Annotated in this window: 19 protein-coding genes; 17 read left to right on the top strand and 2 right to left on the bottom strand. The window is 60.7% G+C overall.

What is annotated here, in order from left to right:
- Positions 1-40: 40 nt before the first annotated feature.
- The 14 genes from rseP (at position 41) to P353_RS07370 (ending at position 16,252) form a co-directional block, all read left to right on the top strand.
- Complete coding sequence (gene rseP / locus P353_RS07435; RefSeq protein WP_034367423.1) at positions 41-1,411, top strand: RIP metalloprotease RseP; 1,371 nt, start codon at positions 41-43, stop codon at positions 1,409-1,411.
- 43 nt (positions 1,412-1,454) lie between these two features.
- Positions 1,455-3,770 (top strand): outer membrane protein assembly factor BamA, encoded by a 2,316-nt coding sequence (bamA, locus tag P353_RS07430; protein ID WP_034367364.1) that lies wholly within the window; start codon positions 1,455-1,457, stop codon positions 3,768-3,770.
- A complete protein-coding gene (locus P353_RS07425; RefSeq protein WP_034367360.1) occupies positions 3,770-4,276 on the top strand; it encodes an OmpH family outer membrane protein in 507 nt (168 codons plus the stop codon). The genes bamA and P353_RS07425 overlap by 1 nt, the downstream gene beginning before the upstream one ends.
- Before the next feature lie 16 nt (positions 4,277-4,292).
- On the top strand, positions 4,293-5,294 hold the full coding sequence (gene lpxD / locus P353_RS07420; protein WP_034367357.1) for a UDP-3-O-(3-hydroxymyristoyl)glucosamine N-acyltransferase: 1,002 nt from the start codon (positions 4,293-4,295) through the stop codon (positions 5,292-5,294).
- Entirely contained in the window at positions 5,294-5,734 is a 441-nt protein-coding gene (gene fabZ, locus P353_RS07415; RefSeq protein ID WP_003053425.1) for a 3-hydroxyacyl-ACP dehydratase FabZ, read from the top strand. Before lpxD ends, fabZ begins: the two co-directional genes overlap by 1 nt.
- A gap of 15 nt (positions 5,735-5,749) precedes the next feature.
- A complete protein-coding gene (gene lpxA / locus P353_RS07410; protein WP_196354033.1) occupies positions 5,750-6,538 on the top strand; it encodes an acyl-ACP--UDP-N-acetylglucosamine O-acyltransferase in 789 nt (262 codons plus the stop codon).
- A 50-nt stretch (positions 6,539-6,588) separates the two neighbouring features.
- Positions 6,589-7,785, top strand: a complete 1,197-nt coding sequence (lpxB, locus tag P353_RS07405) for a lipid-A-disaccharide synthase (protein ID WP_034367350.1) — start codon at positions 6,589-6,591, stop codon at positions 7,783-7,785.
- Positions 7,748-8,479 (top strand): ribonuclease HII, encoded by a 732-nt coding sequence (gene rnhB / locus P353_RS07400; protein WP_034367347.1) that lies wholly within the window; start codon positions 7,748-7,750, stop codon positions 8,477-8,479. The genes lpxB and rnhB overlap by 38 nt, the downstream gene beginning before the upstream one ends.
- Positions 8,480-8,695: 216 nt before the next feature.
- Positions 8,696-9,487: a TrmH family RNA methyltransferase gene (locus P353_RS07395; RefSeq protein WP_034367421.1), complete on the top strand. Its 792-nt coding sequence runs from the start codon at positions 8,696-8,698 to the stop codon at positions 9,485-9,487.
- Between the two features lie 172 nt (positions 9,488-9,659).
- Entirely contained in the window at positions 9,660-10,832 is a 1,173-nt protein-coding gene (gene carA, locus P353_RS07390) for a glutamine-hydrolyzing carbamoyl-phosphate synthase small subunit (protein WP_034367344.1), read from the top strand.
- Positions 10,825-14,076: a carbamoyl-phosphate synthase large subunit gene (gene carB, locus P353_RS07385; RefSeq protein WP_034367342.1), complete on the top strand. Its 3,252-nt coding sequence runs from the start codon at positions 10,825-10,827 to the stop codon at positions 14,074-14,076. The genes carA and carB overlap by 8 nt, the downstream gene beginning before the upstream one ends.
- A 220-nt stretch (positions 14,077-14,296) precedes the next feature.
- Complete coding sequence (gene greA, locus P353_RS07380; RefSeq protein ID WP_034367340.1) at positions 14,297-14,773, top strand: transcription elongation factor GreA; 477 nt, start codon at positions 14,297-14,299, stop codon at positions 14,771-14,773.
- Positions 14,774-14,901: 128 nt separating this feature from the next.
- A complete protein-coding gene (locus P353_RS07375; RefSeq protein ID WP_034367337.1) occupies positions 14,902-15,321 on the top strand; it encodes a DUF4149 domain-containing protein in 420 nt (139 codons plus the stop codon).
- A gap of 46 nt (positions 15,322-15,367) precedes the next feature.
- Positions 15,368-16,252 (top strand): Kdo hydroxylase family protein, encoded by an 885-nt coding sequence (locus tag P353_RS07370; protein ID WP_034367334.1) that lies wholly within the window; start codon positions 15,368-15,370, stop codon positions 16,250-16,252.
- Positions 16,253-16,369: 117 nt separating this feature from the next.
- Here P353_RS07370 and P353_RS07365 read toward each other — a convergent pair whose 3' ends face one another.
- Positions 16,370-17,128: a glycosyl transferase gene (locus tag P353_RS07365; RefSeq protein WP_034367331.1), complete on the bottom strand. Its 759-nt coding sequence runs from the start codon at positions 17,126-17,128 to the stop codon at positions 16,370-16,372.
- 62 nt (positions 17,129-17,190) lie between these two features.
- Complete coding sequence (locus P353_RS07360) at positions 17,191-17,661, bottom strand: YhbY family RNA-binding protein (protein ID WP_003067342.1); 471 nt, start codon at positions 17,659-17,661, stop codon at positions 17,191-17,193.
- 32 nt (positions 17,662-17,693) lie between these two features.
- Between P353_RS07360 and P353_RS07355 the strand changes: the two genes are divergently transcribed.
- The 3 genes from P353_RS07355 to folP all read left to right on the top strand — a co-directional run bounded on the left by P353_RS07355 (position 17,694) and on the right by folP (position 21,445).
- The gene (locus tag P353_RS07355; protein WP_034367329.1) at positions 17,694-18,347 is read left to right on the top strand and encodes an RlmE family RNA methyltransferase; all 654 of its coding nucleotides are present in this window, start codon (positions 17,694-17,696) and stop codon (positions 18,345-18,347) included.
- Positions 18,348-18,602: 255 nt separating this feature from the next.
- Positions 18,603-20,525: an ATP-dependent zinc metalloprotease FtsH gene (ftsH, locus tag P353_RS07350; protein ID WP_034367419.1), complete on the top strand. Its 1,923-nt coding sequence runs from the start codon at positions 18,603-18,605 to the stop codon at positions 20,523-20,525.
- A gap of 71 nt (positions 20,526-20,596) precedes the next feature.
- Positions 20,597-21,445 (top strand): dihydropteroate synthase, encoded by an 849-nt coding sequence (gene folP / locus P353_RS07345; RefSeq protein WP_034367327.1) that lies wholly within the window; start codon positions 20,597-20,599, stop codon positions 21,443-21,445.
- Positions 21,446-21,480 lie beyond the last annotated feature (35 nt).

Genomic DNA, 21,480 nt, shown 5'->3' with positions numbered 1-21,480 from the left:
CTGCACACTCCAAGCATTGATTGGCATTAAGGAGTTTCAGGTGTTGCTGACGGTTGTGGCTTTCATCGTGGCGCTCGGCGTTCTGATTGCGGTACATGAGTGGGGCCACTATCGCGTTGCGGTGGCCTGCGGTGTCAAGGTGCTGCGTTACTCCGTGGGCTTTGGCAAGCCGCTGTTGCGCTGGGTCGGCAAGAAGTCGGGCACCGAGTATGTGATTGCGGCGCTGCCTCTGGGTGGCTATGTGCGCATGCTTGACGAGCGTGAGGGCGAGGTCAGGCCCGAGGAAAAACATCTGGCCTTCAACAACCAGCCCCTGCGTTCACGTGCAGCCATTGTTGCCGCGGGACCTGCGGCCAATCTGGTGCTGGCCGTGGCGCTGCTGACGGTGGTCAACTGGGTGGGTACCAACGAGCCTGCAGCCCGACTTGCGGCTCCTCCGGAGGGCTCGTTGCTGCATCGGTCCGGTATTCAAAGTGGCGACTGGGTGCAGCGTGCCTCTGTGGGTGGCCAGGAATGGCAGCCTGTGCGTGCTCTGGGTGATTTGCGCTGGCTGGTGACGACAGCTGCCATTGAAGGTGAAACCTTGCAGTTGGAGGTGGCAGCGCAAGAGCATGGCGCGGCGCGTGTCGTGCCGCTCGATCTCGCTTCTTTGCAACAAAAGGAACCAGATGCGGCTTTCTTTGACAAGGTCGGGCTGCAGGGAGCCTGGAGTCGTCCGGTCATAGAAGAGGTTGTTGCAGGTGGCCCGGCAGAAAAGGCGGGTCTGCAAAAAGGCGATGTGTTGCTCAGCATCGATGGCCGGGCAGCTCAGGATGGCGCTCAGGCGCGTGCTGCGATTCGTGCCTCGGGTGCATCCGGTCAAGTTGAGCCGCAGGCCTGGGTTGTGGAGCGTACGGGCCAGCGTCTGAATCTGCAGGTGCAGCCGGAAATAGTACCTGGCAAGGATGGACAAGCTGCAACTGCACGTGTGAACGCCTTTATTGGCAGCCAGCCCGAGATGGTGCTGGTGCGCCATGGCTTTCTGGATGGCTTGAGTGCCGGTGTGCACAAGACCTGGGAGCTGTCCTCCATGACACTGCGCATGATGGGGCGCATGCTGATCGGTCAGGCCTCGCTCAAGAATATCAGCGGTCCTTTGACGATCGCAGACTATGCAGGCAAGTCCGCCAGCATGGGGTTGGTGCAATACCTGTCATTCCTCGCGCTTATCAGCATCAGCCTGGGCGTTCTCAACCTGCTACCATTGCCCGTTCTGGATGGTGGGCACCTGATGTATTATCTTTGGGAAGGTTTGACGGGGCGCAGTGTCTCTGATGTCTGGGCTGAAAGACTGCAGCGTGCAGGCGTCGCAGTCATATTGCTGATGATGTCAGTCGCCTTTTTCAACGATATAAACCGGCTCTGGGGCTAATTTTTACCGCTACGGTAGGCCGCATTCGCGGCGATTTCCACTCATGAAAAAACATTTCAATCGCTTGGGCGTGCGCTCTGCAACTGCCCTGGCTGCTATGGTTTTAGCTGCGCAAGCGGCATGGGCATTGGAGCCCTTCAAAGTTCAAGATATCCGCGTCGAGGGTTTGCAGCGAGTGGAGCCCGGTACGGTGTTCGCTTCCATGCCTTTGCGTGTGGGCGATGACTACAACGACGAAAAGGGCGCTGCTGCCATTCGTTCGCTGTTTGCCCTGGGTCTGTTCAAGGACGTGCGCCTCGAAGCCAATGGCAATGTGCTGGTGGTGGTCGTGGAAGAGCGCCCCACCATTGCCGAGGTGAACTTTGCCGGCACCAAGGAGTTCGACAAGGACACTTTGCTCAAGGCCATGCGTGACGTGGGGCTGGCCGATGGCCGTCCTTTCGACAAGGCGCTGGCTGATCGCGCAGAGCAAGAGCTCAAGCGCCAGTACATCAACCGCAGCCTGTATGGCGCTGAAGTGGTGACCACGGTGACGCCTATCGAGCGCAACCGAGTGAACCTGACCTTCACCGTCTCCGAAGGTGAGCCGGCCAAGATCAACGAAATCCACATTGTGGGCAACAAGGCCTTCAAGGAATCGACGCTCAAGGACTTGTTCGACCAGGACACCGGCAACTGGATGAGCTGGTACACCAAGTCTGACCGTTATGCGCGCAACAAGCTCAATGCCGACCTGGAGTCGCTGCGCTCCTACTATCTGCAGCGCGGCTATCTGGAGTTCCGTGTGGAGTCCACACAGGTTGCCATTTCTCCGGACAAGCAAAATATCGGCCTGACCGTGAATATTCACGAAGGCAATCAGTATGTGGTCTCCGGCGTGAAGCTCGAAGGCAACTACCTCGATCGTGACGACGAGTTCAAGTCGCTAGTCAAGATCAAGCCCGGTGAGCCCTATAACGCCGACCAGGTTTCCGAGACCGTCAAGGCTTTTACCGACTATTACAGCAATTTCGGTTTTGCCTTCGCCAAGGTGGAGGCCGTGCCCGAGATCGATCGCGCCAACAATCGTGTGGCCATCGTGTTGCAGGCACAGCCTTCGCGTCGCGCCTATATCCGTCGCATCAGCGTCAGCGGCAACAACAAGACCCGCGACGAAGTGATTCGCCGCGAGTTCCGCCAGTTCGAGGCCTCCTGGTATGACGGCCAGAAGATCAAGCTGTCGCGCGACCGTGTGGACCGTCTGGGCTTCTTTACCCAGGTCGAAATTGAAACCCAGGAAGTGCCCGGCTCTCCCGACCAGGTCGATCTGATGATCAACGTGGTGGAAAAGCCTACAGGCTCGATCCAGCTGGGCGCAGGTTTTTCCAGCGCTGAAAAGGTCTCGCTGTCCTTCGGCATCAAGCAGGAAAACGTGTTCGGCTCGGGCAACTATCTGGGCCTGGACATCAACACCAGCAAGTACAACCGCACCATGGTGGTGTCGACAACCAATCCGTACTTCACGGATACCGGTATCTCGCGCACCTATGACCTGTACTACCGCACCATCCGTCCCTACTACGACGATGGCGCCTACAAGATCATCACCAAGGGTGCCAGCGTGCGTTTCGGCGTGCCCTTCAGCGAAGTGGACACCATCTTCTTCGGTGCCGGTGTCGAAGGCAATGAGATCAAGCCTGGCACGTATATGCCCGAGGTCTACAACGAGTATTGCGGCGGGGCCGTGGGCGCGAATGTCGGCTGCTCCAAGACCGGCATTCCCCTGACGCTGGGCTGGTCTCGTGATAATCGCGACAGCGCGCTGGCTCCGAATGCCGGCCGCTATCAGCGCGTGAATCTGGAAGCCTCGTTCATGAGCGATATGCGCTATGCAAAGGCCAACTACCAGATTCAGCAATATATCCCGCTGAACAAGAAGTACACGATCGCCCTGAACGGCGAGCTGGGCTGGGGCAAGGGCCTGGGCGGCAATCCCTATCCCATCTTCAAGAACTTCTACTCGGGCGGTCTGGGCTCGGTGCGCGGTTTCGAGCAAGGCTCTTTGGGCAAGCACGATTCCGTGAACACGAATCTGGCCTTGGGTGGTACCCGCAAGCTGACCCTGAATGGTGAATTCATGGTTCCATTCCCCGGTGCCGGCAACGACAGAACCCTGCGTCTGTTCGGCTTTGTGGACGTGGGTAATGTGTGGGCGGAAGGTGAAAGCATGGATCTGGGGACCTTGCGTGCTTCCACCGGTATCGGTATCAGCTGGATTTCGCCGCTGGGTCCTCTGCGTTTGGCGTATGCTCAGCCAATCCGTAAGGAAACCGGCGATAGAATCCAGAAACTGCAATTCCAAATCGGAACATCTTTCTAATGAAATCTCTCTCTAGCCATCTTTCTTTGGCTGTGCTGCTTGGCGCCATGGCCGTCTCTGCGCATGCACAGGAATTCAAGGCCGGTTTTGTGAACACGGATCGCATCTTCCGTGAGGCATCCGCTGCCAAGGCTGCCCAAGCCAAGCTTGAGCAGGAGTTTTCTAAGCGTGAAAAGGATTTGGTCGATCAGGGCAACTCCTTGAAGACTGCTTCGGACAAGTTCGAGCGTGAAGCTACTACCATGTCCGAGAGCCAGCGCGCTTCGCGCCAGCGTCAGCTGGTGGATCAGGACCGTGAATTCCAGCGCAAGCGCCGTGAATTCCAGGAAGACCTGAACGCCCGCAAGAACGAAGAGCTGGCCACGGTGCTCGACCGTGCCAACAAGGTTGTCAAGCAAGTGGCCGAGACTGAAAAGTACGACGTCATCCTGCAAGAGGCCGTGTATATCAACCCCAAGTTCGATATCACCGACAAGGTCATCAAGGCCCTGAACGGCGCAAAGTAATCCCAAGGATACTTTTGTGAGCGTTCTATTGGGACAGATTCTCGATGCGCTCGGTGGAGAACTGGTCGGTGGCGAGCGCGAGATGCCTATCTCGCGCATCGCTCCACTGGACTCTGCGGGTCACGGTGATCTGAGCTTTTTAAGCAATCCCCGCTATCGCCAGCAACTGGCCGCCTCACAGGCGGCCTGTGTCATTGTGGCGCCGACGATGCGTGATGAAGCGGCGCAGCGTGGCGCCTGCATTGTCGCGGCCGATCCTTATGCCTATTTCGCACGTGCCACCCAGTGGTGGAAGGCGCACCAGCTGGGCGGCAGGCCGCGCGGCGTCCATGCGAGTGCGGTGGTGGATGCCACAGCCCAGGTGCATGAAAGTGCCTATGTGGGGCCGCAATGTGTGGTGGAGGCAGGTGCCGTCATCGGTGCCGATACGGTGCTGAAATCGCGTGTGACCATCGGCCAGGGCTGTGTGCTGGGCGAGCGTTGCATTCTGCATCCCGGTGTGGTCATCGGTGCCGACGGCTTCGGCTTCGCGCCTTCGGCGGGCCAATGGGAAAAGATCGAGCAACTGGGGGGCGTGCGCATCGGCAACGATGTGGAAATCGGCGCCAACACCTGCGTGGATCGTGGGGCACTTGATGACACCGTCATTGAAGACGGCGTCAAGATCGATAATCTGGTGCAGATTGCCCACAATGTGCACATTGGTGCGCATACGGTGATTGCCGGCAATGCCGGCATTGCCGGCAGTGCGCGCATCGGCAAGCGCTGCCAGATTGGTGGAGCTGCCAATATTCTGGGGCATTTGACGATTGCGGACGGTACGGTGATTTCGCCGACCTCCATGGTCACTCGCTCCTTGCCCAAGGCAGGTTTTTATACAGGCATCTTTCCGTTGCAAGAGAACGAGCAATGGGAAAAGAACGCTGCAACCTTCAGGCAGTTGTACACGCTCCGCGAGCGCGTCAAGAAGCTTGAACAAGCGCTGGCAGAGGGCCGGCAAAGCAACAACGGAAATTGATGATGGATATTCAAGAAATTCTCAAGCAACTGCCTCACCGCTATCCCTTTCTTCTGGTGGACCGGGTGCTGGAGCTTGAGCGCAACACGCGCATCAAGGCGATCAAGAACGTCACGTTCAACGAGCCGTTCTTCACCGGTCACTTCCCCGGTCGTCCCGTCATGCCCGGCGTGCTGATTCTTGAAGCTCTGGCTCAGGCGGCCGGCTTGCTGGCCTTCGACGCCATGGGCCAGGTGCCCGATGAAAACAATATCTATTATTTCGTGGGCATCGACTCGGCTCGCTTCAAGCGCCCTGTGGTGCCGGGAGACCAGCTGGCTCTGGAGATCACCATCGACCGCGTGCGCGGCGGAATCTGGAAGTTCAACGCCGTCGCCAGCGTGGATGGCGAAGTGGCCGCTGAAGCCCAGCTGATGTGCACCATGCGTCACGTGGGATAAGCGTTGATGGCGGCTGTGAGCTTGATTCATCCCACCGCCGTGGTGGACCCTGCGGCCGAGCTTGACACCTCGGTGTCGGTGGGGCCGTATGCGGTTATCGGCCCCAGGGTGCGCATTGGCGCCGGCAGCAAGGTGGGTGCGCATTGCGTGATCGAAGGCGACACCACCATTGGTGAAGGCAACCACATCTTCCAGTTCGCGTCGCTGGGTGCGCAGCCCCAGGACAAGAAGTACGCGGGCGAGCCCACGCGTCTGGTGATGGGCGACCGCAACACGGTGCGCGAGTTCTGTACCTTCAACACGGGCACTGCGCAGGATCGCGGCGAGACGACCATCGGCAATGACAACTGGATCATGGCCTATGTGCATATCGCGCATGACTGCATCATTGGCAACCAGACCACGCTGGCCAACAACACCACGCTGGCAGGCCATGTGCATGTCGGCGACTGGGTGACGATTGGGGGCCTGACCGGTGTGCTGCAGCGCATGCGCATCGGCGCACATGCCATGGTGGGCTTTCAGGCCCATGTGAACAAGGATGTGCCGCCCTTCATGACGGTGGATGGCAATCCGCTGGCCGCGCGCAGCGTGAATCTGATCGGACTCAAGCGTCGTGGCTTCTCGGATGCACGCATTGCAGCCGTGCGTGAAATGCACAAGCTGCTGTACCGCCAGGGTCTGACGCTGGAGCATGCCATTGCGGCCATGGATGCGATCAAGTCGGCAACGCCTGAAGCCGTGCAGGACGTGGACTTCATGCAGTCCTTTCTGGCCTCGGCAAGCAACGGCATTACACGTTGATAGCAGCTCGCGCTGTCCCTATCTGAGTTTGAGACGTGAATGGCTCTGAAATGCCCGATAAGCAAACGCAAGTAGCTACAAATTCAATAGCACCCAGCATTGCCATGGTGGCGGGTGAGGCCTCGGGCGATTTGCTGGCTTCGCTGTTGCTGGACGGTCTTCGTCAGCGCTGGCCCGATGCGAGCTCCATGGGCATAGGCGGCGACAGAATGCAGGAGCGGGGCTTTGATGCCTGGTGGCAGTCAGAGCGCCTGGCCGTGCACGGCTACAGCTGGGAAGTGCTGGCGCGCGTGGCCGAGCTGCTCGGTATTCGCAAAAAGCTGCGTCAGCGCCTGATTGCGCATCCGCCCTCGGTGTTTGTGGGTGTGGATGCGCCGGACTTCAACCTGGGGCTGGAAACCAGCTTGCGCGAAGCCGGCATCAAGACCGTGCACTTTGTCTGCCCCTCGATCTGGGCCTGGCGTGCCGATCGCGTGGAGAAAATCCGCCGTGCGGCCGACCATGTGCTGTGCATCTTTCCCTTCGAGCCCGAGTTGCTGGCCCAGCATGGCATCGAAGCCACCTACGTCGGTCATCCGCTGGCGCAGGTGATTCCGTTGCATCCCGACAGAGCGGCCGCGCGTGCGCGCCTGGGCCTGGCCGAAGAGGGCCCGGTGCTGGCCTTGCTGCCCGGCAGCCGCCGCTCCGAGGTGCGCTACATTGCCTCAGGCTTTTTCAAGGCGGCAGCGCTGGTCCAGAAGGCATTGCCGCAGACCCGCATCGTCGTGCCTGCCGTGCCTTCGCTCTACGAGGAAGTGCAGCGCATTGCGGCCGAGGCCGGCATGCAGGACCGCTGCCTGATCGTCAAGGGCCAGTCCCACGATGTGCTGGCGGCCTGCGACTGCACGCTGATTGCCAGCGGCACCGCCACGCTGGAGGCCGCGCTCTACAAGCGTCCCATGGTCATCAGCTACAGCATGCACCCCTGGAGCTGGCGCCTGATGAAGCGCAAGCAGCTCCAGCCCTGGGTGGGGCTGCCCAATATTCTGTGCGGCGATTTTGTCGTGCCCGAGCTGCTGCAGGATGCGGCTACGCCCGAGGCACTGGCTCAGGCCGCGCTGGGCTGGCTCAGAGCCAGCCAGGATTCTCCTGCCACCATTGAAGCGCTGGTTGAGCGCTTCACCGCGCTACATCACGAACTGCGCCGCGACACTGCCGAACTGGCTGCCCATGCGATCCAAAAAATCATTGCCACCCCCGCTGCTTGAGCAAGGCTGCCTGCCCTGGCATCCGCCCGGGCTGGTCGCCGGGGTGGATGAGGCAGGGCGCGGCCCGCTGGCCGGCCCGGTGGTGGCGGCCGCCGTCATCCTGGACGACATGAAGCCGATTGCCGGGCTGAACGACTCCAAGAAGCTCACGGCCAATCGCCGCGAGGTGCTCTACGACGAAATCCGCGCCAAGGCGCTGTGCTTTTGCATAGCGCAGGCCTCGGTGCAGGAGATCGACGAGATCAACATCCTCAAGGCCACGCTGCTGGCCATGCGCCGCGCGGTGCTGGGCTTACGCCTCAAGCCCGTGCTGGTGCTGGTGGATGGCAACCAGCTGCCGCAGATCGATGTGCAGGCCGAGGCCATCGTCAAGGGAGACTCGCTGGTGCAGGCCATTTCGGCGGCTTCCATCTTGGCCAAGGTCACGCGCGACCGTTGGTGTGAACGCCTGGACGCCCAGTATCCGCAGTACGGCTTTGCTGGCCACAAGGGCTATGGCACGGCTGCACATCTGCAGGCCTTGCGCGCCCATGGTGCGACGGCCGAGCACCGGCGCTCCTTTGCGCCCGTGGCCCAGGTGCTGCAGGCAGGCCAGGTGTGCGCGGGCGGCATGGCCCAGCCCGTGCTCTGCGAGACCGGACTCTCGGGGGTGACTTCGAGCTTGCTGATGTCGCAGGCATCGCTCTACGTCTGATGCGCGCCTGATCGACATTGTCTGCATTCCCGAGTGCAGCGCAGGGCCGCCTCGGGCGTTCTATCTTCTTTGGGGCTTACGCAAACAGGAATGCCACAACGGCCTGCCTTTTGAGGCAGCCGTCTTGCCTGAACCCGTTTTGCGTAAGTCGTGTTCTTGTTTCAAGCTCGGCCAGGCGCTTGCATGCCGGGTTTTTGTTTTTTCTCAGAGGTCGACATGGCTGCACGCCCCCAGGTCACGGACATTCATTCGCGCGACAACGCTTTCGTCAAAGAACTGCGCCGTCTGTCCCAGGACAGCACGGCCTATCGCAAACAGGGGCAGCTCTGGCTTGAGGGCGACCATCTCTGCCGTGCGGCCCTGGTGCGGGGTCTGAAGCCAAAGGTTGCTGTTTTTGCGCAGTCTTTCTGGCCTCAGGCGCCCCAAGAGTGGGTGCAGGTCGCCAGCAAGGTGGTGGTGCTGGCAGATGCCTTGTTCGACGAGATCAGCGCTCTGGAGTCTCCCGCCCGCATGGGCTATGTGATGGACTGGGATGCGGGTGTGCAGGTGCAGCCGGGCGTTGCCACCGTGGTGCTGGACCGCGTCCAGGATGCCGGCAATGTGGGCAGTATCTTGCGCAGTGCTGCGGCCTTTGGCTTTACCCAGGTCGTGGCGCTCAAGGGCACGGCTGCACTGTGGAGCCAGAAGGTGCTTCGCGCCGGAATGGGTGCTCACTTCGGTTTGCATCTGGTCGAGGCGGCATCGGTCGATGATGTGCAAGGTCTGCAAGTGCCCCTGGTAGTGACCAGCTCCCATCAGGGGGCATTGATCCATGAGGCAGACCTGCCATGGCCCTGTGCCTGGGCCATGGGCCATGAGGGGCAGGGCGTGGGCGATGCGCTGATGGAGATGGCGAGCCACCACATCAGCATTGCGCAGCCCGGAGGTGAGGAGTCACTCAATGTGGCCGCTGCCGCCGCGATCTGCCTGCATGCGAGCAGCGTAAGCATGCTACGCCGTAGAGGGTAATCCCGGGGCGCTTCAAAGGGGTGAAGCGGACAGAGCCTATAATGGGCGGCTTTCAAGCATTCCTTCATACGCCTAGCGACGCTTCCTCGCCATTCCCTGCAGACACAAACGTCCCAGCACACATGCCGGGGCTTCGTTGGGCGTAACCGTAATTAAAAAACCGGAGAACCCAGTGCTTTTGTCTCTCAAGGGAAATTTCCCATCCGCCATTCTGGCGCTCGCAGACGGCACGGTCTTTATTGGCAACTCGATTGGTGCGCAAGGCACCACTGTTGGCGAAGTCGTTTTCAACACTTCGCTGACCGGCTACCAGGAAATCCTCACAGACCCCAGCTATTGCCAGCAGATCGTGACGCTCACGTATCCGCACATCGGCAACTACGGTGTCAATCCTGAAGACGTCGAAGCTGACAAGATCCATGCCGCAGGTCTCATCATCAAGAACCTGCCTTTGCTGGCCAGCAACTTCCGAAGCACCCAGACGCTGTCCGAGTACCTGAGCGAAGGTAAGACCGTCGCCATCGCCAACATCGACACCCGCAAGCTCACGCGACTGCTGCGTGATCAAGGCGCGCAGAACGGCGCAATTGTGGGTCTGGCCGCTGGTGAAGAAGTCACCCAGGCCAGGATCGACGAGGCCATCGCCGCCGCCAAGGCAGCCCCCAGCATGAAGGGTCTGGATCTGGCCAAGGTCGTGACCACCGACAAGTCCTATCCCTGGGCCGAGGCCGAGTGGAAGCTGGGCGAAGGCTACGGCAAGCTCGAAGCGCCCAGGTTCAAGGTCGTGGCCTACGACTTCGGCGTGAAGAAGAACATTCTGCGCATGCTGGCCGAGCGCGGCTGCGACGTGACCGTGGTGCCTGCCCAGACGCCCGCCAAGGACGTGCTGGCCCTGAACCCGGACGGCGTGTTCCTGTCCAACGGCCCTGGCGATCCCGAGCCTTGCGACTACGCCATTGCCGCTGCGCAAGAGATCATGGCGGCCAAGATGCCTCTGTTCGGCATCTGCCTGGGTCACCAGATCATGGCTCTGGCCTCCGGTGCCAAGACCTTCAAGATGCAGAACAGCCATCACGGCGCCAACCACCCCGTCAAGGAGCTGGACTCCGGCCGCGTCAGCATCACCAGCCAGAACCACGGTTTTGCGGTGGAGATCGAGTCGCTGCCCGCCAACGCCCGCGCCACGCACATCAGCCTGTTCGACGGCACGCTGCAAGGTCTGGAGCGCACCGATGTGCCTGCCTTCTGCTTCCAGGGCCACCCCGAAGCATCGCCCGGCCCCAACGATATCGGCTATCTGTTTGACCGCTTCACAGCGCTGATGGAGAAACACAACAATGCCTAAGCGCAACGACCTTAAAAGCATTCTGATCATTGGCGCCGGTCCCATCGTGATCGGTCAGGCCTGCGAGTTTGACTACTCCGGCGTGCAGGCCTGCAAGGCCCTGCGCGAAGAGGGTTACAAGGTCATCCTGATCAACAGCAACCCCGCCACGATCATGACCGACCCGGCCACGGCCGACGTCACCTACATCGAGCCCATCACCTGGCAGACGGTCGAGAAGATCATCGCCAAGGAGCGTCCCGATGCCATCCTGCCCACCATGGGTGGCCAGACCGCACTGAACTGCGCACTGGACCTGTGGAAGAACGGCGTGCTGGACAAGTACAAGGTCGAGCTGATCGGCGCCAAGCCCGAAGCCATCGACAAGGCCGAAGACCGTCTGAAGTTCAAGGACGCCATGACCAAGATCGGTCTGGGCTCCGCGCGCTCCGGCATCGCCCACTCCATGGACGAAGCCTGGGCCGTGCAAAAGCAGATGGGTTTTCCCACCGTCATCCGCCCCAGCTTCACGCTGGGCGGCACCGGCGGCGGCATTGCCTACAACCCCGAGGAATTTGAAACCATCTGCAAGCGCGGTCTGGAGGCTTCGCCCACCAACGAGCTGCTGATCGAAGAATCCCTGCTGGGCTGGAAAGAGTACGAGATGGAAGTGGTGCGCGACACCGCTGACAACTGCATCATCGTCTGCTCCATCGAAAACCTGGACCCCATGGGCGTGCACACCGGTGACTCCATCACCGTGGCGCCGGCCCAGACACTGACCGACAAGGAATACCAGATCATGCGTAACGCATCTCTGGCCGTTCTGCGCGAAATCGGTGTGGACACGGGCGGCTCCAACGTGCAGTTCTCGGTCAATCCCAAGGACGGTCGCATGATCGTCATCGAGATGAACCCCCGCGTCTCGCGTTCCTCGGCACTGGCTTCCAAGGCCACGGGCTTCCCCATCGCCAAGATCGCGGCCAAGCTGGCCGTGGGCTTCACGCTGGATGAGCTCAAGAACGAAATCACCGGCGGCAAGACCCCCGCTTCGTTCGAGCCCTCGATCGACTACGTGGTCACCAAGATCCCGCGTTTCGCCTTCGAGAAGTTCCCCGCTGCCGACAACCGCCTGACCACGCAGATGAAGTCCGTGGGCGAAGTGATGGCCATCGGCCGTACCTTCCAGGAATCCTTCCAGAAGGCCTTGCGCGGCCTGGAAGTGGGCGTGGACGGCATGAACGAAAAGACCCAGGACCGCGAAATCCTGGAAAAGGAACTGGGCGAGCCCGGTCCCGATCGCATCTGGTATGTGGGTGACGCTTTCGCTGCCGGCTGGTCGCTGGACGAAGTGCACAACATCACCAAGATCGACAAGTGGTTCCTGGTGCAGATCGAAGAGATCGTCAAGATCGAACTCGAGCTGGACACGCTCTACGAAGCCAAGGGCGAAGGCGCTCTGGCGGCTCTGGATGCGCAGACCCTGCGCAGCCTCAAGCAAAAGGGCTTCTCGGACCGCCGCCTGGCCAAGCTGCTGCACACCAGCGACAAGGCCGTGCGCGAAGCGCGCAAGGCGCTGAAGGTGCGTCCCGTGTTCAAGCGCGTGGACACCTGCGCTGCCGAGTTCGCTTCCAACACCGCATACATGTACTCCACGTATGACGAAGAGTGCGAAGCAGCTCCCACGGACAAGAAGAAGATCATGGTGCTGGGCGGTGGCCCCAACCGTATCGGCCAGGGTATCGAGTTTGACTACTGCTGCGTGCACGCGGCCATGGCCATGCGCGAAGATGGTTACGAAACCATCATGGTCAACTGCAACCCCGAGACCGTGTCCACCGACTACGACACTTCCGATCGCCTGTACTTCGAGCCCCTGACGCTGGAAGACGTGCTGGAAATCGTGGACGTGGAGCAGCCCGAAGGTGTGATCGTGCAGTACGGTGGCCAGACGCCTCTGAAGCTGGCTCTGGGCCTGGAGCGCGAAGGCGTGAAGATCATCGGCACCACGCCCGACATGATCGATGCCGCCGAGGACCGCGAGCGCTTCCAGAAGCTCCTCAACGAACTGGGTCTGCGCCAGCCTCCCAACGCCACTGCGCGTACCGAAGCCGAAGCCCTGGAAAAGGCTGCCGGCCTGGGTTATCCCCTGGTGGTGCGTCCCTCCTATGTGCTGGGCGGCCGAGCCATGGAAATCGTGCACGAGCAGCGCGACCTCGAGCGCTATATGCGCGAAGCCGTGAAGGTCTCCAACGACTCTCCCGTGCTGCTGGACCACTTCCTGTCCAACGCCATCGAGTGCGATGTGGACTGCGTGCGCGACAAGACCGGCGCCGTGTACATCGGCGGCGTGATGGAGCACATCGAGCAAGCCGGCGTGCACTCCGGTGACTCCGCCTGCTCGCTGCCTCCTTACTACCTGAAGGCCGAAACCGTCGCTGAAATCAAGCGCCAGACCGCAGCCATGGCCGAAGGCCTGCATGTGGTGGGCCTGATGAACGTGCAGTTCGCCATCAAGGAAGCGGACGGCCAGGACGTAATCTACGTGCTGGAAGTGAACCCCCGTGCCTCGCGCACCGTGCCTTTCGTCTCCAAGGCCACTGGCGTGCAACTGGCCAAGGTGGCTGCGCGCTGCATGGCCGGCCAGACTCTGGCCGAGCAGGGCATCACCAAGGAAGTCACGCCGCCTTACTTCAGCGTCAAGGAAGCCGTGTTCCCGTTCGTGAAGTTCCCCGGTGTGGACACCATTCTCGGCCCCGAGATGAAGTCCACCGGTGAAGTCATGGGCGTGGGCAAGACCTTTGGCGAAGCCTTTGTGAAGAGTCAGATGGGCGCCGGCGTGCACCTGCCTGCCGAAGGCAAGGTCTTCCTGTCGGTGAAGAACAACGACAAGACCCGTGCCGTGGCCGTGGCCAAGGAACTGGTTGCCATGGGCTACAGCCTGTGCGCCACACGCGGCACGGCTGCGGCGATTGCCGAGGCCGGTGTCGAGGTGCAGACCGTGAACAAGGTCACCGAGGGCCGCCCCCACATCGTGGACATGATCAAGAACGGCGAAATCGCCCTGGTCATCAACACCGTGGAAGAGCGTCGCAACGCCATCGCCGACTCGCGCCAGATCCGTACCAGCGCGCTGCTGGCACGCGTGACCACCTTCACCACCATCTTCGGCGCGGAAGCTGCCGTCGAAGGCATGAAGGCCATGCGTGGCAGTCTGGACGTGCACTCGGTGCAAGAGCTGCATGCCATGCTGACCAAGGCCTGAAAAGCCTGACGCCCGAAGCAGCCCGCAAGGGCTGCCGGGTTTTTACCGGATTTGTGCCGCAGCAAACACGGCATAATCTGCGGTAATGTATTTGAACCGCCGCGCGGCAACGTGCGGCGGTTTGCTTTTGGGGCACAGGCCCCTGTTTGACGTTGTCACTCAGGACTGTGCGAGAGGTGCCGCGCTTGGCGCGGCGTTTGCTGAATTTGGAGACTCGATCATGGCCACCATCCCAATCACCAAGCGCGGAGCAGAAAAGCTCAAGGTGGAACTGCAACGCCTGAAGACTGTGGATCGTCCCGCGGTCATTCAAGCCATTGCAGAGGCCCGTGCTCAGGGTGACTTGAGCGAAAACGCCGAATACGAATCCGCGAAGGAGCAGCAGGGCTTCATCGAAGGTCGCATCATCGAGGTCGAAGGCAAGCTGTCCGCAGCGCAGGTCATTGACCCGACCGAGCTGGATGCCGGCGGCCGTGTGGTGTTCGGTGCGACCGTGGATCTGGAAGATGAAGACAGCGGCTCGGCCGTGACCTACCAGATCGTGGGCGAGGACGAGGCCGATCTCAAGCACGGCCTGATCAACGTGTCCAGCCCCATTGCCCGCGCCTTGATCGGCAAGGAAGAGGGCGATACCGCCGTGGTGCAGGCACCGGGCGGCGAGCGTCGCTATGAAATCGTGGGCGTAAAGTACGTCTAAGCACCCCCTGAGGCGCTGCGCGCCTTCCCCCTCTGTGCTTAGCGGAGGGGGCAACATCTTCGCTGCGGGGCTGCCCTTGCTTGATGTTTCTGGCCTGGGCGCTGTGCCGCGTTCAAGGATTCGTGACTATGTACGAGCGTTTGCCTGTTTTCCTGGCCGCTTTATGGTGGGGCAGCCTATGCTCCATTGGCTTTGTGGCCGTGCCGATGCTGTTTGCCCATCTGCCCGCGCCGGCTCTGGCGGGCTTCATGGCAGCCAAGCTGTTTGCGGCGCAGACTTGGATTTCCATAGCATGTTGCGCTTTTCTGTTGGTGCTTTCAAAGCGAAAACATGCTGAAAAGCTTGAGCAGTGGGCGCAAGCAGCTATCGGTTTTGTGATCGCCGGCATGTTGCTGGCGCTGCTGGTGCAGTATGGCGTGTCGCCCAAGATCGTGGCGCGTGAGAACCTCAGGCTCTGGCACAGCGTAGGCACCGGCATGTATGCGCTGCAGTGGCTGTGCGCCGCCGTCGTGCTGTGGCGTGTGGCGGGTGCTCGCAAGCCGGCTTGATCCAGTGCAAGCCCGCTCCAGTTGCGGGGAGTACACTGCTCAGGCCATGGAATCTCAAATCGTAAAAATCGACGCGACCGACTGGAGCAAGGTCCAGGGGCGCGATGAATGGACTGCTGCCGTTGAAGCCGGCAAGGTGCTGTATTTCCCCCAGCTGAGCTTTCAGCTCTCCGAGCAGGAAAAAGCGCTGCTGCGCCCCGATGTGCGCGATCCCAAGACGCGCAATATCAGCCTCAATGTGGATGGCTCGATCAAGGGCGTTGCAGGCGACGAGTCCACGCAGGCCCAGGTAGCGGGCATGGTCGGGCGCTTTCGCGAGCAGGCCACGGCGCTGATCGCGGGCCTGTTTCCTGCCTACATGCCGGTGGTACGCATGGCACCCACCAGTTACCGCCCCTCGCAGGTGGAAACGCGGGCGCAGTCCTGGCGTGCGGACGACAAGCGCATGCATGTGGATGCCTTTCCTTCGCGGCCCAACTATGGCGAGCGCATTTTGCGCGTGTTCACCAATGTCAACCCGGATGGTCAGCCCCGGGTCTGGCGAGTGGGCGAGCCGTTCACCGATGTCGCCAAGCGTTTTGTGCCGCGTGCCAAGCCCTACAGCGCCTGGCAGGCCAAGGCGCTGGAGCTGCTGCATGTGACCAAGTCCTATCGCAGCGAATACGATCATCTGATGCTGCAGCTGCACGACGGCATGAAGGGTGATCCTGACTATCAGAAAAATGCTCCCCAGGAAACCGTGCCTTTCGCGGCAGGCTCCACCTGGGTGTGCTTCTCCGATCAGGCAGTGCATGCCGTCATGTCGGGGCAGTACATGCTGGAGCAGACCTTGTTTCTGCCGCCAGGCAGCGAATACAACCCCGCAGCCAGCCCGCTGTCCATTCTCTCGCGCATGAAGGGGCATCCGCTGGTCGATGCCAGGTACCGCTGAGCCTGTTCGGCATGCCGGCCGCTCGTTGATGAAATCATGCGGCCACAAAAAAGGCGTTGAACCTTGCGGTCAACGCCTTTTGTTTTTGAGGCTGCAACTTGCAACTGCAGCCGTTCCTCAGCCCCAGGCCTTTTCTATCCACCTGGCGGGCTCGATATGGCGAAAGCGCTTGTTGCGACGGCCTTCCAGGGCATCGGGCGGGTTCACTTCGCCGTGGAAGATCACGATGCGTGCATCGGTCGGCGGCACCGGCTCCTTCCAGTAGTTGGTGGGCCAGGTCGGAATGCAGTAGTACTTGAAGCTGGGGCACCAGGCTGCAGGCCAGTAGTCAAGCTTGCCCTGCTTGTGCAGAAAGTGCGACAGGTACTCCTGCTCGTTTCGGTACTTGGCGCGCATCTCTTCGGTGTGTGCACGGAAATGCTCCAGCACATCGGCATGGGCACCCAGCTCGAAGCGGTAGACCGAAGAGTTGCCGACAATGCGTTCGCCAAAGCGCCAGAAACGCGGATAGTCGTGAATGATGCGGAAGTCGCCGGGCAGCGTGAAGAACTCGTCGAGGCTGCCCACAATCACCACATCCAGGTCCAGGAACAGCGCCTGACCCTTGAGACCGTGCAGGTCGCGCTCGAAGGTGGTGAGCTTCTTCCAGGCGCCGTCACGCTGGCCGGGAGCCAGATGAATGTTCAGGTCGGGGATGGGGAAGCACTCCACTTCGGAGCGAATCCCCTCTGTGCTGTCGGTCAGGCAGACAAAGCGAAAATCTCCGCTGAGATGGCGGCGCACCATGGCGTAGAGTCGGTTGACGTACTCCGGGCCGTATTTGGTGCCCCATTTCATGCAAAGAATGTGGCGTTGCTGCTGTGTGGTCTGAGCCATGGCTTGGTGGTCTAGGCGAAGAAAAAAGGCGGGTGGGCGGGCAGACAGGGCGGATCGTCAGATCAGTCCTGACGGCCTTTCTTGACCGACTTCTGCTTGGGCTTGGCGCGCTTGATGGTGCCGCCGGCGGTCAGACGCTGGTTGCCGAGCACTCGCAGCTGTTTGACTTCGGGCTTCTGGCCGGCGCGGCCGAACTTGAGCACCTTGACGTCGCGAGGACCGGGCATGCGGTCTTCGTCAAAGGCCTTTTCCTTTTCGGGAATCGGGCGCCACAGCACCAGCAGCTTGCCGATGTGCTGGATGGGAGCGGCGTTGAGCTCGTCGCAAAGTTGTTGATAGATCTGCTCGCGGGCTGCACGGTCGTCGCCGAAAACGCGGACCTTGATCAGACCATGGGCATTGAGTGCGGCGTCCACTTCCTTTTGAACGGCAGTGGTCAGACCATCGCCACCGATGAGGACTACGGGGTCCAGATGGTGGGCTTCGGCGCGGTGTTCCCGGCGCTGCGCGGGAGTTAATTCAATTTGGGGCATACCCGTATTATCAAGGCTGCGAGAATTCAGGCATGAAAACGAAAACCAAAAGCAAGAAGGTCAATAAGAATTGGCTGCACGATCACATCAACGACCCGTATGTGAAAGCCGCCCAAAAGGATGGCTATCGTGCCCGCGCGGCCTACAAGCTCAAGGAAATTGACGAGTCGCTCAAGCTGATTCAGCCCGGTCACACCGTGGTGGACCTGGGGTGCGCGCCTGGCGCCTGGAGTCAGTATGTGCGCCGTCGTCTCTCGCCCAGCGGTGCGGCTGCGGGCGAACTCAACGGCCGCATCATCTCGCTGGACCTGCTGCCCATGGATCCCATCGAGGGCGTGCATTACATCCAGGGCGACTTTCGTGAAGAGGCGGTGCTGGCGCAGCTTGAAGAGGCCATGGGCGGCGGCAAGGCCGACGTGGTGGTCTCGGATATGGCGCCCAATCTGTCGGGTCATGGCGCCACTGACGGGGCGCGGGTTGCGGTGCTCATCGAGATGGCAGTCGATTTTGCGATCAACAACATGAAGCCCGAGGGCGCGCTGGTGGTCAAGTTGTTCCACGGCAGCGGCTATAACGAGCTGGTGGATCTGTTCAAGCAGACCTTCAAGGTGGTCAAGCCTATCAAGCCCAAGGCTTCGCGTGACCGGTCTGCCGAGATTTTTCTCGTGGGAATGGGTCTCAAGTAGGGCTCTTGACGGAGTCGCCGGCTTGCATAGGGGCATTTGACCTCATGGTTTGCTGCAGCAAACCAGTGAAACTGATAGCGCAAAGCCTTGATAAAACACAGGCTTAGGGCCGATTGCCAGCAAGGTCATACCTTGCCTATGGCCGCTATAGGGGGAAATAGGCGTCGTTGGCGCTTGAAACACCTAAAATGAACCTCAACTAGGTCTGGAGTCCCCTCCGGGCCTTTACGTCTGAATATTCCATTGGAGCCCCGCTTGAACAATCAGTGGTTTTCAAAAGTCGCCGTCTGGCTGGTCATCGCCATGGTGCTGTTTACGGTGTTCAAACAGTTTGACACCCGAGGTGCTGGCGGTGCCTCTCATGTTGGCTACTCGGAATTCCTGGAGCAAGTGCGCAACAACCGTATCAAGAGCGCCACCATTCAGGAAGGTGGCGGCGGTACCGAGGTCGTAGCCACCACCACCGATGATCGCAAGATCCGCACCACAGCCACCTACCTCGACCGCGGTCTGGTGGGTGACCTGATCAACAACAACGTCAAGTTCGACGTCAAGCCGCGTGAAGAAGGCTCGCTGCTCATGACGCTGCTCGTGAGCTGGGGCCCCATGCTGCTGTTGATCGGCGTATGGGTGTACTTCATGCGCCAGATGCAGGGTGGCGGCAAGGGCGGCGCCTTCAGCTTTGGCAAGTCCAAGGCGCGCATGCTCGACGAGAACAGCAATACCGTCACCTTTGCCGACGTGGCTGGTGCCGATGAAGCCAAGGAAGAGGTCAAGGAAGTCGTGGACTTCCTCAAGGACCCCAACAAGTTCCAGAAGCTCGGCGGCCGCATCCCCCGTGGTCTGCTGCTGGTCGGCCCTCCCGGCACCGGCAAGACGCTGCTGGCCAAGTCCATCGCTGGCGAGGCCAAAGTGCCTTTCTTCTCGATCTCGGGTTCCGATTTCGTTGAAATGTTTGTCGGCGTGGGTGCAGCCCGCGTGCGCGACATGTTCGAGAACGCCAAGAAGAACGCACCCTGCATCATCTTCATCGACGAAATCGACGCCGTCGGTCGTCAGCGCGGAGCTGGCATGGGCGGCGGCAACGACGAGCGCGAGCAGACTCTGAACCAGATGCTGGTCGAGATGGATGGTTTCGAGACCAACCTCGGCGTGATCGTGGTGGCTGCAACCAATCGCCCCGACATTCTCGACGCCGCCTTGCTGCGCCCCGGTCGCTTCGATCGTCAGGTCTATGTGACGCTGCCCGATATCCGTGGCCGCGAGCAGATTCTGAACGTGCACATGCGCAAGATTCCCGTGGGCCAGGACGTGAACCCCGCCATCATCGCGCGTGGCACGCCCGGCATGTCGGGTGCCGATCTGGCCAATCTCTGCAACGAAGCTGCGCTGATGGCGGCACGCCGCAATGCACGCACCGTGGAGATGCAGGACTTCGAGAAGGCCAAGGACAAGATCATCATGGGCCCCGAGCGCAAGTCCATGGTCATGCCAGAGGAAGAGCGCCGCAATACGGCCTACCATGAGGCGGGCCACGCCCTCATCGGCAAGCTGCTGCCCAAGTGCGATCCCGTGCACAAGGTCACCATCATCCCGCGCGGTCGTGCGCTGGGCGTGACCATGAGCCTGCCCGAGAAGGACCGCTACTCCTACGACAAGGAGTACATGCTCAACCAGATCGCCATGCTGTTTGGCGGACGTATTGCCGAAGAAGTGTTCATGAACCAGATGACGACTGGTGCATCGAACGACTTCGAGCGTGCGACCCAGATCGCCCGCGATATGGTGACGCGCTACGGCATGAGCGATGCGCTGGGCACCATGGTCTACTCCGAGCAGGAGGGCGAGCCTTTCCTGGGTCGTACCTTCAGCCGAGGCTCCAATCTGTCCGAATCCACCATGCAGAAGGTGGATGACGAAGTGCGTCGCATCATCGACGAGCAATATGCGCTGGCGCGCAAGCTGATCGAAGACAACAGCGACAAGATGCACGCCATGGCCAAGGCCATGCTGGACTGGGAGACGATCGACTCCGAGCAGCTCAACGACATCATGGCCGGCAAGGAGCCTCGTCCTCCCAAGGACTGGACGCCTCGCAACCCACCTTCATCGGATGGTGGCAATTCCTCGGGAGGCAATCCCGCATCGAATGCCGAGCCCTCGCCGACTACGGCTTGAGCGTCAAGCCTCATACACAAAAGGTCCCTCAGGGGCCTTTTGTTTTTGCACTCTCAGATATCGGAAGATTTATGTCGCAACAGTGGCAAACCTCGCGTTTTCTCTTGCAGCTCGACAAGCCTCAGGTCATGGGCATTGTGAATGTGACCCCGGATTCCTTTTCGGACGGAGGCAGGCATGCCGGTGTATCTCAGGCCATGGCTCACGCGGAGCTGCTTCTGGAGCAAGGGGCGCATATTCTGGATATAGGTGGCGAGTCCACCAGGCCGGGGTCGCCCGCTGTGAGCCTCGAAGACGAGCTGGCTCGCGTTCTGCCCGTGCTGCGCGAAGCCGTCAAGCTCAACGTGCCTGTCTCCATCGATACCTACAAGCCCGAAGTCATGGCCGCGTCTCTGGATCTGGGGGCTGACATCATTAACGACATCTGGGCGTTGCGCCAGCCCGGTGCCTTCGAGGTGGTGAGCAGGCACGCCAGCTGTGGCGTATGCCTGATGCATATGCACAAGACCCCGCAAGACATGCACCTGGAGCATATGCAGGGCAATGCCGTGGTTCAAGTGCGGGACTTCCTGCTGCAGGTGACGCAGCCTTTGCTCGATGCGGGCGTTGCACGCTCGCGCATTGCCTGGGATTACGGTATTGGTTTCGGCAAGAGCGTGGTACAAAATTTTGCCTTGCTTGCACATCAGCGTGAGCTGCTGGGCCTAGACTTCCCCCTGCTGGCAGGCTGGTCGCGCAAGGGCTCCCTGGGGCAGGTGAGCGGCCTGCCTGTGGATCAGCGCATGGTGCCCAGCGTCGCGGCTGCATTGCTGGCGGTCGAACGTGGGGCCAAAATTGTGCGTGTCCACGATGTGAAGGATACGGTGGCTGCGCTGGCAGTCTGGCAGGCGATGCATGATGCGCAAGCGCTGCAGGCCTGATGACAGAGCATTGAATCTGAAAAGGACAACGAGAA

This window comes from Comamonas testosteroni (assembly GCF_000761245.1).
Classification (GTDB): Bacteria; Pseudomonadota; Gammaproteobacteria; order Burkholderiales; family Burkholderiaceae_C; genus Comamonas; species Comamonas testosteroni_C.
The sequence above is the reverse complement of the archived record's forward strand: the minus strand, read 5'-3'. Positions and strand labels throughout refer to the sequence as shown.